Here is a 13,900-nt window from a genome sequence, read left to right as displayed (position 1 = left end):
TCCGTCATAAAACGCATTAGCTTTTGAGTTGTCTGGCTTGATACTTTTCTGATTTAAATCCGCCATTTCTTCGTTTCATCTTTACCTCTACGGATCTAGCCTTGTTGGAAACATCGTAACGGATAGCCTGCTTCAGGTAAGCATCATTTAGTCTAGACTCTCTCGCCTCGAGTTTTATTGTTTTTGAAGAACGATTCACGTGACAACGATAATCCCAGTCGTTGTTACCATCTTTTAACGCCAGAAGTATTTGTTTTCCGGCTAGCCCTTTTGTATTGATTCCACGTGGTTGTTTATCAATGGCAAGCGCTAGACCTGCCGTACAGAGTTGTTCATTGCTCAATGTGGTTGCACTTACGGTAGTAGGAAGAAGAACGCTAAAGCAGACGATGAGGATATGATGGATAGACAGCTTCATTATATTTAACCTAAAAATATGATAAGGCCACACATAATAGTATGCCATACTGTATAATTCAATAAAAAAGCCCTCGGTTAGCCAAGGGCTTAAACATCTATCAAAAATGCTTATGCTTTACGACGTGCTTCAACAGCGTCTGCCAGTTCACGAAGTACATTTTCAGTATCTTCCCAACCGATACACGCATCAGTAATCGACTGACCATAAGTTGGCGCAACTCCATCTACTAAATCTTGGCGGCCTTCAACTAGGTGAGACTCAATCATTACACCAAAGATAGCGTCTTCACCGTTAGCCATCTGCTGAGCTACATCGCTAGCAACGACTTTTTGACGTTGGAATTGCTTAGAGCTATTCGCATGACTAAAATCAATCATAACTTTTGCAGGTAGGCCATTCGCTGTCAACTCATCTTTGATCGCTTTTACATGATCAGCACTATAGTTTGGCTCTTTACCACCGCGCAAAATAATATGACAGTCAGGGTTACCAGCGGTTTCAATAATCGCCGAATGACCGTATTTGGTTACAGACAAGAAGTGGTGAGAAGCGCTAGCAGAGCGAATCGCATCAGACGCAATCTTGATGTTACCGTCAGTACCGTTTTTAAATCCTACAGGGCAAGAAATACCAGAAGACAGTTCGCGGTGAACTTGAGACTCAGTTGTACGCGCACCAATCGCACCCCAGCTAATAAGGTCAGCAACATATTGCGGGCTGATCATATCAAGGAATTCACTCGCCGTTGGCATGCCCATATCAGTCAAGTCTAGAAGAAGCTTACGACCCATACGCAAGCCATCGTTAATCTTGAATGTGTCGTTTAAGTAAGGGTCATTAATGAGGCCTTTCCAACCTACTGTTGTGCGTGGCTTCTCAAAGTAAACGCGCATTACGATTTCTAGTCTGTCACCAAGTTCGTCACGCAGTACTTTTAGTCGTTTGCCGTACTCAATCGCCGCTTCAGTGTCATGAATAGAACATGGACCGACGATCACTAGCAGACGGTCATCGTCGCCTTGAAGGATATTGTGAATTGCTTTACGTGCGTTAAACGTTGTTGAAGAAGCAACTTCTGTCGCTGGAAACTTCTCTAAAACAGCAACTGGTGGTAATAGTTCTTTTACTTTATTAATTCGTACATCATCAGTTTGAAACATTGCTTACTTCTTCCTATTCTTTTAAATCTACATCTTTGATACACGACCGCATTCCATTTTGTGACTTATGTCGTGCTCTTTCCTTGTAACTTATCTGCTTCGAACAATAAGTTCAATCACTATTTAAATAAAAAGGCAAATTAATTGCTCGTTTTTAAAATTAGACACAGTGTAAACATATCAATACAGCTATTTTTGAATAATAATCATACAGTTAATTAGTATTGTCAGAAAAACATCCATTTAGCTGATAGATCTACATCACTAATCTACGACTCAACAAACGCTCTGTTTTTGGTAATGTGATATTTTTTCTAGCTCAAATTACTCAACTAATATTTAATAAAACGGAATTCACCTAAACAAGAAGCGTCGTTCCTAGTGCCTGTTTTTTCACCACCTACTCTGCCACCTAAGTATTATCGAGATAACTTCATACGTTTGTTGTTGCATGTTGAGTCTATCTACTCTGATTTATTGAAACAGAGTGAACGACATTGGATTGAATCGTTTCACACTCTTAGTGAAAACGCACAATGCCTTGTTATTCGGTTAATGACTCGCAAGGGGATTTGGTTTAGAGACGATAAACTGAACTATCCCGAGATCGGCTGTCTCGATTCACCTATATTAGAACTCATAGAGTATGGTTTTATAAGTACAGACCCACCGACAAGTTCATTTGAACTCGCATCCACGTTGTTATCAAAACCTGAGATTCTCACTTTTTATTCAGGTCTAAAACGTACCGCTAAAAAGAACGAACTGATAGAACAGTTACATCACCAACAGCCTAATCATGTTCCGAAACTTCCGTTCACTGTCGTCAGACTGTTGGACGATGAGGTGTTACCCCTTCTTTGTTTACTATTCTTTGGAAATCGGCACCAAGAGTTTGCACAATTCGTTTTAGAGAACTTAGGAATTCATAAGTTCGAGAATTATGAAGTGTCTAAGGCAACTAGGTTGTTCAATAATAGAGCGGAAATCGACTCAACTCTTGAAATTACAGATCTAAGGATAGCGTACACAGAACTAACAAAGCCTTGTTCTAAGCTCATAAGGCAATTTGCTGACTTGCTCCCATCTGCAAACGGAAAGTACGCCACTAGACAATTAGACAAACTCACTAATTTAATCGCAAGAGATCTAGAACGACATGGCGACCTCGACCTCGCTTTGCGCTTGTTCGAGTCCTCCCGACTTCCGCCCTCGAGGGAGCGACAAGTTCGTATACTTATTCATCAAGAAAGATTCGACGCAGCCATTAAACTTGCACTAACAATGATTAAAAACCCTCTAAGCATTGATGAGCAAGAAGTCGGAGAACGACTAAAAGCTAAACTCGACAGGAAATTAAAGACAACTCTTGAGAAGACGGTCAAACCTAGTTTTCCAGAACGTAGGTTCAATCTTGACTTATCTCATGAGCGTGTTGAGTTAGTTGTTTGCAATAAGTTATCTGATCTAGGATGGGAGGTTTTCTATTTAGAGAATCAGTTTCTCAACACTATGTTTGGCTTGGTATTTTGGGACATTATTTTTGCCCCTGTCGAAGGCGCTTTTATCAATCCATACCAACGCCAACCGCTCGATTTATATCATCCGTCATTTACTGAAAGGCGAAAAGGCGCAATCGAGCAAAGACTATCCGAAGTTAAACGAACTGGCATTAAACCGTACCTAAGCATTCTAGAAACAAAAAGAGATATTCAGAACCCATTCATTGTTTGGGACCTAGTGGATACCGAATGGTTAGAGTTGGCAATGACATCCATTGACTATGAGCAATTAGCAGATTTGTTCGCTGTTCTTCTCTCAGACCTAACAGCATATCGCAATGGTATGCCTGATCTTGTCGCGTTTAAAGGCAACAAATGGTTATGGTGCGAGGTAAAGGGACCTGGTGACAAACTTCAGAACAATCAAAAACGTTGGTTTAAACAGATGGAGAGATTAAATATTAATTATGAAGTGTGTTACGTCAATCATGACTGAGTTAGTGGCAAGCAAAAAAAAAACCAGCAATGATGCTGGTTTTTTTGAAATTCGACTTAGAAGTGTAAGTGAATCACAGATGTCGCAATGCACGCTGGGCGACGGATTCCTTCTATTTCTACGCGTATTTCACGCTCTATCTCAAGACCTTTCTTGATCGGTGTAACTTTGACCAAGGTACTCTTAGCACGAAGGTTACTACCTACCTTAACTGGATATGGGAACCTTACTTGGTTCAACCCAATATTTACCATCATCTTCGCAGTCGGAAATAGAGGTTTATCTGGGTCAACACTATCTGTTAGTGCTGGCAACAAAGACAGAGTTAAGAAACCATGTGCGATAGTGGTCTTAAATGGTGATTCTTGTTCTGCTCTTTCTGGATCAGTGTGGATCCACTGGTTATCTTCAGTAATTGATCCAAATTGATTGATTCGTTCTTGACCTACGTGAATCCAGTTACCTTCATGAATCACAGTGCCAATTTTGTCTTGCAGTTCGTCAAATAGTGCCTGTGCTGCGGGCTTGAGCACAATTTCTGGTTCGACCTGTACTACATGTGGTTCATTTACTGCAGGCTTGTGATAGTCTCTGACCCATGCTAAAAAATTGCTATGGTTTGTCTTGTCGACAAACTCAGTCCAATATTCGCGAATAGTGGGCGACATCCATTGCATAAGCTCAGACTGATGCTTAACCGAATCAGCTCTTTGTTTAAACAATTTTACAACTTTCATCTTGACCTCAAATCTCAGTTCATAAGAACTAACCCTACTATTTTGAAGCATGTCCCTTCATCACGCAAACTTTTTCGAGCGAACACGCGTATTCTGAACGCTGTTTTATTGATGTTTTTCAATACTTTAGCAATAAAAAACATTATTTTATTTAGCAGTAAAACTCGCTGAATATCCTCTTTTAGTAAAACAATCTTCTTGGAATCACACACATAACGAGCATCATGAGTAAATCGACATCACTTTGACTACATTTAACGCAGTCAGTGCTCCAAAGGGAATTTTCTTCTTTACAGCCCTTTCCTATGATTCTATTATTAGCGCCACAAAACGGAGAGATGGCTGAGTGGTTGAAAGCACCGGTCTTGAAAACCGGCATACGTTAATAGCGTATCTAGGGTTCAAATCCCTATCTCTCCGCCACATTTAAAGATTAAACCGCTGTTTTTACAGCGGTTTTTTCGTTTTTATACCTCAAAAGTCGACAGATACAAATGGGAGATACAGATGTATTTGTTTCGACAATCAAATGGTGTGTACTACACACGTATAGCAACCCCTCTTTCACTCCAAGGTAATGGCTTTCCAAAGGAGATCCGTTTATCCCTATTCACACGAGAGCGACGGTTAGCATACCGACGCAACATCGAGCAAACCAAAACCATCTTTGAGCTGTTTGATGAAGCAAAGGCACTGCCACTAACATTCGAACGCTTCAAACAGCTATTGAATGATGAAATCAATCAGCTCAGGAAATCCTTCAATCACCAAGCTACAGATCACCTTTCAAAGTGTCGTCCTATTACTTCAAAAGGCAAACTTCAAAAAGTGAAAACGGCGCTTGTCATTAATTCAAAAACATTGGATCAGTTTGTTGAATCCAAACGTTTAGAAAAAGTTACTAGCCTTACCCTAAAGCAGCTAAAACAACGTAATGGCGACTTCTTAAAGTTTGTTGAGCAACTGGAAGAAACGAGTATTACCAGTAGCGTAGCTATGGCTTATCGAGACGAACTCTTAAGCCGAGGATTAAGCCATAAGACTTTAAGGGACTATCTCGCGGCCATCAAACAATTTATGAACTGGTGTGTCGTGCAAGAGCTAATAGCCACGAACCCATTCGCTCATATAAAGCTACCAAGTAAAAGCTCCTCGTCACATTCCCATCGACCACGATGGGGACTAAAAGAATTAAAACGTCTTTTCTCAAGCCGTGCCTTTAACGAGCAAAGCCTATCCTTTCGTTGGGCTACTAACGTCATCTACTTTCATGGTTGCCGTCCTTCTGAAGCTTGCCAACTTAGTGTTGCCGACATCAAGTTTTCAGAACCATTTCCAACCATTTCATTTACTGATAATGGTGAACAACAGCACCTAAAAAACGCAGCATCTAAAAGACAAGTACCAATTCATGAAGACCTATTAAAGATGGGCTTTTTAGATTACGTGAAAGCACGGCATGATCAGAAACATCTCCAACTCTTTGATTTTATTCCAAGAGGAAAGGATTTGGACTGGTCAAAGGACTATAGAGATACCATGGGTGAAGTTTTGACGGCTTGTGGTTTTAAAGCTGGTAAACGACCAACCGCATACTCTTTTAGGCATACCTTTATTGACGAATTAAAAAAGTCAGGTGTTCCAGAACATATAGTGTCACAGATCGTGGGGCACAAGAATCACAGTATGACTTTCGGGCATTATGGTAAAGCACTTAAACCTGAGTTACTTAAAGACGCAGTGGATAGATTCAAACTGACTAAAGAGTAAGGGGGGAGTTAGTTACTTTTCCTTACTTGGCCTTGGTGAGCTTAATTATTATAACTTAAATTATTGTTTTTAAAGAGTTATTTTTGCACTTGCACGTTGACATAGAAAATGTAATTGCCTATCCTTTCAATACGTTCTCTGTACGGTTCAGTTTGAGTCCCTTTGAGGCAGCTGATAGCGTTTGCTCTTTTATCGCAAACAGAGCTTATTCGCATGTATTTAATTAACTGTGCCCCTTATGTCAAAAAAGAGCTTGTAACTATCATGAGGGGTGGAGTTGATTGCTATGTCTATTACTACCTTCCCTACAACCATCAAGCATATGCTAAGTCAGGAGCTTAGTTGGACGATACTCCGTTGCTACAAGCTCCATAAACTGCCCACTCAAACGCTGATGGATTATTTTATACATTGCGTTGCAGTTAGGTTTTTAGTCTTTAGTAAGTGCAAACATATCACTCGAAAATTGCCTACTTATACAGCGGTATCGGTAGCTGTTAGATGCGCGATTGCACAGTCTGGTTTTCGGATTGAAACAGAATTACCACCCAATGTTGAGGTTATAGAAACACTAGCTACAAAGATTTGTTTCAATCTAAAACAGAATAAAAAATATACATTCAAGCCATGTCTCATGAAACACATTCTGGCTGACATCTTCGGGTTTAGTTCACACGATGAGTTAATTAGTTTTTTTGGGTACTTAAATGAAATTCAGCACAGAACACTAAAGCCAAAGCGCGTGACCTTTCCGTCTAAAGATGCAACATCTAACCCGAAAGTTACTCTTGTCAGGAAATATGATTCATCTGGTGAGCCAATACGCATCTGTAGGGTAACTTTAAATAGTCAATCATACTGGACTATTAATCTTCTCTCCCACAATGCTGAATATCTTTGTATGCCATATAGATTCACCTCTGTTGAAAAGGCGTTATTGGTCTTAACTGCAATGTTCATAACCAAGAATGGCCAGGACAGGTGGGACGCTGCTGTAAGGTATGAACTTGCAGCAAGGCGACTAGAGTCCATCGATAGCTTGGTCTTGCTGTAGGAGGTTGCTATGCGTTTACGTAACAAATCTACTTATTGCAATCTCATCAGGGCGTTTGATGAATACTTGGCGCGAAATACCGACATTAACATCTCTTTTCGAGAGAAAGATCGTCTGCTGTCGTATGTCTTGTTTAACCTCTCGCCCGAAGAGATTCGTAAGAAGCTAGATCGAAATGAGGATGTTCAAGTAGATTGGAAAAACACATCTGAATCTGTGCATTCTCGTTACCAAAATACGCTTTGGCCTCGCCTCACTGAGGTCTTTACTGGGTTTGATCTAAACGAAAAGCAGTTAGTCAATTTGATAGTCAGTACCATTAAACCTTCATTGCTAGATTTAGAGCCGAGCCTAGTTTCGATGACTTTTCAAAATGCTATCGGTATGCAATTTATTCTACAGACGAGTGAGCAAGATAATAAAGCTCAAACAGGACACTATCTGCTGAAATGGTACTTACCCTCGAATGAAACTCTTCAAGTTCCTAGTAGCTGGAGCGGTGTAAATTGCTCGTGGTCTTATACGCCAAGCTCCGCACAAGAACGTCATTCTGCATTCGATATACATACCTATCAAATCATGGCTAGTGTATGTAACGATATTCTCGTCGAAGCATACAAACTTGCGCCAAAGCTAAAAGAATTACCTGCTCAGATTTATCCCGAGTTGCGCCAGCTAAGAGATTGTCACTTAATCCTTATATTCGTAAGAGAGGAATATCAATTTACCCGTGTAATCACTGATAGCATAGTGGAGCATTATCAAAATGCTAGTCATGGAAAATGTGAGTCACCTTGTATAGAACAAAACTCGGATTGGTTGCGAGCGTTGCAGGCAATCAACTTTTCAGTTTACAGTCTTTGGCATGTTTTCGAAGACCAATATAGTGATTTTGCCCATAGGTACCATGTACCTCATAACAATCAATATATCGACAAATTATGCCTGTTAGTGATGCAGTATCTAGTTGAAGTTGGCTTAATCAGTCAACACAGTAATGAACCTTATTCAGACGACATGTCACTGCACTACGCCGTAAATGATGCGTATGAGAATGCAGTGTCAGACCTAAGCAAGGAGTTAAAGAGAAGTATCCTTTTGTTTACTCATGGAAGACCAAGCGAATTTCTACTCGACCTAATCCCTAATTATGTCAAAAGACACTAGGAATAATTGGTAGTACATTACAAACAAGGTATTAAGAACGCGTTAGGGGGTTACAACGATGAAGAACACTCATAATCAATCGAAGAATTTGAAAGTAGGTTGTACTAAAAACTTCACCCTGACGGTCGAAGGAGAGGAACTATCTAAACCAGTAAAGTTTCGAAAGAAGTGCAAATCATATTCTGAGCAAGATGCTGAGAGGTTTGCAGAACATGTCAGTAAAGCAGCTAGAAAAGTTTAATCGGTCGGTTTTTCCTAGGAGAGAACAGCCGTTAAACCTCTTGAGGTTCAACCACTGGAAGGCAGCACTGCCTTCCATTTTTTTTGGGGGAAATTTCAATTCTTAACTGATTGATTAAGAACGGAAGTGCCCAAGAATTATAATAAGTAGCTAATATTATTAAAGTTTAGTGATTTGTGCTTTCTAATTTTCATACTTATGATGCTCTCAAATAGAAGAGCAGCCGAAGCTGCCTAAGATGAAAAAATGGAAAATGGGAACACAAAAACACTAGAACAATATATCGATAGCCACATGAAAAGTTTTAAGTTTTCGGCAGCAGAATCGACATTCAAATCTGACAACTGCAAAGCGAATCGATTGATCAAGTTATATGGTGAGATACCAATTAAGGATATCTGCCATAGTGACGTTCTCGACATCATAGATGACTTGCATGAATGCTACGCCAACAAAACTATCAATGCATTCCTGACTATTTTGAGAGCTACATTTGCAATAGCAAAGCGTGATGGCGCTATTGATATCGATCCTATGGTTGGCATTAAGACCCTGAAAAACGGTAAGAGTAAACCTTATCCTTTTACTAAAGCTGAACTGAAAAAACTGCACAACACCTCGCCGCTGTGCGAAAGTGGGAAAAATGCCGCTGTGCTCAACGTGTTAACGGGTTTACGTATTAGTGAAATTCTTGCTATTGGCTGGGAAGATGTCGATTTCGATAGGCGTAAGCTATATGTTAGACGAGCCAGAGTTCTGACCAAGTACAAAACACCGAAAAATCCAGAGTCTGTCCGTACGGTTGAGCTCAATACATTGGCTATGAGCGTTCTGAAGAAGCAATTTAAGATAACAGGTAACAAGCCAGCAGTGAAGGTTTCTGTTGTGCAAGAAGACAATAAAACACGTACTCAAGAACATGTTCGATTTGTTTTCTACAACAGCAAAAACGACGCCCCGTTTCTTAATGCTGCGCAATATAACAAATCATTTTTTAAAGGGTTTGTCGAAGATGCTGACGTAGACCATCGAGGAGCGGGTCAACTGCGCCATACATTCGCAAGTCAAAATTTAACCGCAGGCATATCGAAAGACTGGATTGCAATGCAAATGGGTCATACTGACACTGCGATGATCGATAAGCACTATGGCGAATGGATCATTGACGACTCACCCGACTATGCAAATGCCGCAGCGAAACACCTTGCGGAAACGTTTGGGCAGTTGTTACAAAATGATGAAAAAGAGGTATCTGGAGAAGCCATCATTCAGAATGATGAATTGGTGTTAATCAAAACTCTTCAAACTAAACCTGAGCTTCTCGCTGCGGTCAAAATGCTTGTTGGGAGTCAGTCATGATAGCTTACTCAACAATTGGCATTTGTGGTGTCAGCCTTGGCAGTTTCACTGCCAAGAATGGCACCATCGGTGCCAAAGTCATCCACTTTAAAAGTGAGATGACAAAGCAACCCGCTGCGCTCCCGTCACACTTTTTGTTCCAAAAAGATGAACGTGAGCTGCGGGCAAGAGATGTCTCTCTTGACTCTCTACCATACTCACCCCTTCGGGGGTGACTATGAAGGAAATTCGATTCTTTCATCGACGCTTTAACTTCACATCAAAACCAGTTGATCGAGTTAAGTGCGAACACTCTCTAGCTCACTCATTACGTATTGCACCACCCACCGCTGTTAATGACTCTAAGCGGTTAGAGTGGAATGAGGAGCTGGCAGATACCAACTTAATTTGGCTAGGGTCAAAGGTTTTACCCTTGCACTCATTGCCCGAAGATGAGCGTTTAGAGCTGTTGTATCAGTTGGCACCGCAGCCAAAAATTCGCAATCAATCGAAATTGCAAACTCAGCAGCGGCAGTATCGCCTCAAAATGAACAACGCCATTAAGAGTGAAACAACCAAAGGAAATACCGAGGCTGCGGAGTTTTTGCAAGCAGTCTTAAACGCAAAAGGGCATGTGCCCTACTCACGTATCGAGCAATTTAAAAAGCTGAAAATGCAGCGGAAAAAGCAACGCATCAAGATGCTAGAAACGTATCTGAATGCTTATAACCAGTTGCAGAAGCGACCAGCAGCGAACAATGTATTTATGCAAGAAGGCATCTTTAAAGTTCCGCATCAATGGAACGTTGGCAACGACACCATAACGCTTGAAGAATACATTTCATTTACGCGTGAGTTTTTGAAGCACCATTATCCTGCTTATGATATTCAAGCAATTATTGGACATGATGATGAGCGAAATGTTGATGTCAATACTGGAGCACATACTCACTACTTTATCTCGGGTAGGAACAACCAAACTGGTGAATATGACTTGAGGAAAACTCAGATTAACATCGTTAATGAGTATATTCGTGAAAACCACCGCAGCGAAGCGTTGCTTCCCGAGGATGGCAAGCTTACCAGGAAGCTCAGTCAAAAGTTTGGTCATTACCATCAACGTATGATGCTTGATTTTGCCAATGAGCAACTATTTAAGAGCAAGAGTTTGAAAGCTGAATTTGCTCCCGAAACAGAGCGAAAATCCGCGCAGCGCAAGAAGATAGACAAGGAAGCAAACTTGCCTAAGTCTGCTCGAAGCCATAACTACTACTCGCACCAACTTGAGTTGGTTCAAGCAAAGGTTCATTCAGCAGAACAGCAATACAATGAGCTAGTAGAAAACACTCATTCCTTACAAGATAACTTTGACAAGTTACTCAATGACGTGGCTCAAGTGCAGGTCAACCTTAGTGAGCTTCAAGTTGAAAAAGATACAGTAACCACTGAGATAACAGAGCTTAAAGATCAACAATCAAAGTTATCCCAACTGGCTCTAGAGCTAACTGACGCTATCGTTCCGAGGTTGGTCAGTGTGTTCAAGAAAGTGCTACTTGCTATCAATGCTCGCGACAAAAAGATGGCTATAAAGCAAGCTGAGTATCTTGATTCCGCTTTTAGTGCTGCACTTGAGCTTCCTCCCTCAGTAGCACAAGGCGTTTCTAAGGAAATCAAGACCATAAAGGAAGCCAACATTAATATTGGAGCGGAAGCTTCACTGGATAAGTAAGTTAGTAAGTTACTAACTTACTAACTTACTTACTAACTTACTAACTTACTAACCTAAACATAATAACTAAAACATAGGTAATACAATGGCTAGACCAAGATCATATACGGATGACGATGTCATCAACATTGCGACTCAATTGATCAGCAAAGGAAAGAAGCCTTCGGGCTGGAGCATAAAAGAAGTATTAGGCCGAGGAAAAATTTCCGCAATTCAATCGGACTTAGATCGCCTGATAAAAGGTGGACATATCTCGGTTGAAGCACTCAATGCGCAAGACTATAAAGAGTGTGAAGCTACCCGTGCTTTTCTGTCTTATGAGCTTCCAGTGGAGTTGCAGGAACTTTTAGCTAAGCGGGAGGAAGAGCTTTGTAAAGTAATGCGTGATATGACGACTGCTTTGAATAACAAGGCGCACGAGCATAATGAAACTATGATGGCTATTCGTGTCAGAGATCTCGACGCAAAGTACAATCTAACATATAGAGCTAAGGAGCAAGCTGAAGCTGACTTTGCTGATATTGAAGAACGGCTTAAGAAACAAGTTGTGGAAAAAGAACAGCTTGAAGACAGAATTGAAGAACTAGAATGTGAGCTGGCTGAATCTAGACAAAGTCATTCCGAGTTAATTCAAGACAATCTTAAACTTACAAGCAATTTAAACTCCATTGCTGAGAAATACGACACGCTTCAAGGGACTCATCAATCCATCAATGAACAGCTTTCCGCGCTGCAAAATGAGTATACATCTGTGAAAGTGAAGCTGGATTCTGCGCTGAGCGAAAACGAGAGCCATCGTTCTAAGCATTGCTGAGCTGGCTGCTCTGTCGAGGCTAGAGATAACCTATCTGAAACACGGGCGAAGCTAACAGCCTCTGAGGACAGACGACCTAAGTAAGAGATGGCTAGAAAAATCGATAGAAGCAAGTAATCAGTTTATAACTAGCCGTAATTTACCAAGTTGTTTTATGTGCGCTCCACACTATCGTATTCATGGTGTAAATCCGATGAAATCACATTGCTTATTATTATGACTTGAGTTGCTTAGTCAACAGGAGCAATATTGGAGTAATAAAACCTTACCACATGCAAGGTAAATCAAAGGATTAGAATGGAAAACCTCATAGACGCAGATTTGTTTTCTCAAGTAGAGGAACACCTGAAGTGCTCCGAGCAAAGCTGGTTAATGGGTGCAGGTATTAGTTTTGACGCTAAACTACCACTCATGTACCCGTTGACAAATAAAGTTAAAAAAGACTTAGAAACGGACAATCAGGGCATATTCGATCAGATTGTTGCCCCTTTGTTCATAGAGTTGCCTCCAGAGTGCCATATCGAACATATTCTCAGCCATTTAGGTGACTATGCAGCCTTGGCGGAAAGGAGTAAGGATAAAAAAGTCAGCATAAATGGTGCTGAAGTAAAGTTGGAGGAACTGCAAGTAGCCCATCGTTTAATACTTGACTCGATCTCGAATGTAATTAGAAGTGGCTATGTTGAAGACAAAGAGGGAAACACAACTGAACAAGGAACTGTATCTAAACCAATAGTCGAAATTGACTCTCATAAAGAGTTTATTGACACTCTGTTCAATCACGCAGGCGCTGGTATTTATGAGCGGAGAAAACCCGTAAACATTTTTACAACTAACTATGACACCTTGCTAGAAGATGCTTTGGCATTGAACAAAATCCCCTACTGGGATGGTTTTTCTGGAGGTGCAGTAGCTCACCGAACTCAACGCTATGGCGAGCCTGTCCCTACTAATGGCCAACGTGCCAACTTAGTCAAAATGCATGGTTCAATAGACTGGTTTCTATGTGAAAAGGGACATGTCTGGCGAGTCAGAGATAATGATCGCTATCCAAAAGCTGATCGTCGAGTCCTCATCTATCCTCAAGCTACAAAATATATAGCAACCCAACAAGATCCATTCTCTGCACAATTTGACCTATTTCGCAAAGCTCTAAACTCTCCAAATAGTAATGTGTTAGCTGTGTGCGGATATAGTTTTGGAGATGATCACATCAACAATGAAATCGAGTTCGCCCTATCTAAAGACGACAATAGAACCGTTTTAGTTGCTTTTCTTGAATGCCGAAAAGAAATTCCATCCTGTCTAGAGCGATGGCGTAAGTCGAGTTATGGCTCGCGAGTAATAATTGCATCTCTTCATGGTCTATATGTTGGTGCGCAAGGCCCCTTTAAAAGAAAAGGCGATGACGACGATTGGTGGACATTCAAAGGTGTCACATCAGTACTTAAAAACGGATGTGAGGTATAAA

13 protein-coding genes and 1 tRNA gene are annotated in these 13,900 nt (G+C 40.8%); 11 read left to right on the top strand and 3 right to left on the bottom strand.

Annotated features, from left to right (window positions below; translation table 11 throughout):
- Nucleotides 1-16: 16 nt before the first annotated feature.
- Entirely contained in the window at nt 17-418 is a 402-nt protein-coding gene (locus OH456_RS05100; RefSeq protein ID WP_081411586.1) for a hypothetical protein, read from the bottom strand.
- A 110-nt stretch (nt 419-528) separates the two neighbouring features.
- Complete coding sequence (gene aroG / locus OH456_RS05095) at nt 529-1,581, bottom strand: 3-deoxy-7-phosphoheptulonate synthase AroG (RefSeq protein ID WP_006074887.1); 1,053 nt, start codon at nt 1,579-1,581, stop codon at nt 529-531.
- A gap of 381 nt (nt 1,582-1,962) precedes the next feature.
- Here aroG and OH456_RS05090 point away from each other — a divergent pair, with 381 nt between their 5' ends.
- Nucleotides 1,963-3,579 (top strand): VRR-NUC domain-containing protein, encoded by a 1,617-nt coding sequence (locus OH456_RS05090; protein WP_270032947.1) that lies wholly within the window; start codon nt 1,963-1,965, stop codon nt 3,577-3,579.
- Between the two features lie 56 nt (nt 3,580-3,635).
- On the opposite strand, the gene OH456_RS05085 is transcribed toward OH456_RS05090, so the two are convergent.
- Nucleotides 3,636-4,316, bottom strand: a complete 681-nt coding sequence (locus tag OH456_RS05085) for a MaoC family dehydratase (RefSeq protein WP_006075750.1) — start codon at nt 4,314-4,316, stop codon at nt 3,636-3,638.
- 332 nt (nt 4,317-4,648) lie between these two features.
- Here OH456_RS05085 and OH456_RS05080 point away from each other — a divergent pair.
- The 10 genes from OH456_RS05080 to OH456_RS05035 all read left to right on the top strand — a co-directional run bounded on the left by OH456_RS05080 (nt 4,649) and on the right by OH456_RS05035 (nt 13,899).
- Nucleotides 4,649-4,739, top strand: a tRNA-Ser gene (locus tag OH456_RS05080).
- Nucleotides 4,740-4,823: 84 nt separating this feature from the next.
- The gene (locus OH456_RS05075; RefSeq protein WP_270032946.1) at nt 4,824-6,086 is read left to right on the top strand and encodes a tyrosine-type recombinase/integrase; all 1,263 of its coding nucleotides are present in this window, start codon (nt 4,824-4,826) and stop codon (nt 6,084-6,086) included.
- A 286-nt stretch (nt 6,087-6,372) separates the two neighbouring features.
- Entirely contained in the window at nt 6,373-7,140 is a 768-nt protein-coding gene (locus OH456_RS05070; protein ID WP_270032945.1) for a hypothetical protein, read from the top strand.
- A 9-nt stretch (nt 7,141-7,149) separates the two neighbouring features.
- Nucleotides 7,150-8,307, top strand: coding sequence for a hypothetical protein (locus tag OH456_RS05065; RefSeq protein WP_270032944.1), 1,158 nt, complete (start codon nt 7,150-7,152; stop codon nt 8,305-8,307).
- A gap of 58 nt (nt 8,308-8,365) precedes the next feature.
- Nucleotides 8,366-8,548 carry a hypothetical protein gene (locus tag OH456_RS05060; protein WP_270032943.1) on the top strand — a complete coding sequence of 61 codons (183 nt, stop codon included), beginning with the start codon at nt 8,366-8,368 and terminating at the stop codon, nt 8,546-8,548.
- A 294-nt stretch (nt 8,549-8,842) separates the two neighbouring features.
- Nucleotides 8,843-9,907, top strand: a complete 1,065-nt coding sequence (locus OH456_RS05055; RefSeq protein ID WP_270032942.1) for a tyrosine-type recombinase/integrase — start codon at nt 8,843-8,845, stop codon at nt 9,905-9,907.
- On the top strand, nt 9,904-10,122 hold the full coding sequence (locus tag OH456_RS05050; RefSeq protein WP_270032941.1) for a hypothetical protein: 219 nt from the start codon (nt 9,904-9,906) through the stop codon (nt 10,120-10,122). The genes OH456_RS05055 and OH456_RS05050 overlap by 4 nt, the downstream gene beginning before the upstream one ends.
- 2 nt (nt 10,123-10,124) lie before the next feature.
- Nucleotides 10,125-11,615, top strand: coding sequence for a hypothetical protein (locus tag OH456_RS05045; protein ID WP_270032940.1), 1,491 nt, complete (start codon nt 10,125-10,127; stop codon nt 11,613-11,615).
- Between the two features lie 85 nt (nt 11,616-11,700).
- Nucleotides 11,701-12,429 carry a hypothetical protein gene (locus OH456_RS05040; RefSeq protein ID WP_270032939.1) on the top strand — a complete coding sequence of 243 codons (729 nt, stop codon included), beginning with the start codon at nt 11,701-11,703 and terminating at the stop codon, nt 12,427-12,429.
- A gap of 297 nt (nt 12,430-12,726) precedes the next feature.
- A complete protein-coding gene (locus OH456_RS05035) occupies nt 12,727-13,899 on the top strand; it encodes an SIR2 family NAD-dependent protein deacylase (protein WP_270032938.1) in 1,173 nt (390 codons plus the stop codon).
- Nucleotide 13,900: the final 1 nt, after the last annotated feature.

The sequence above is a fragment of the Vibrio sp. La 4.2.2 genome (assembly GCF_027586995.1).
Lineage (GTDB): Bacteria > Pseudomonadota > Gammaproteobacteria > Enterobacterales > Vibrionaceae > Vibrio > Vibrio mediterranei.
The sequence above is the reverse complement of the archived record's forward strand: the minus strand, read 5'-3'. Positions and strand labels throughout refer to the sequence as shown.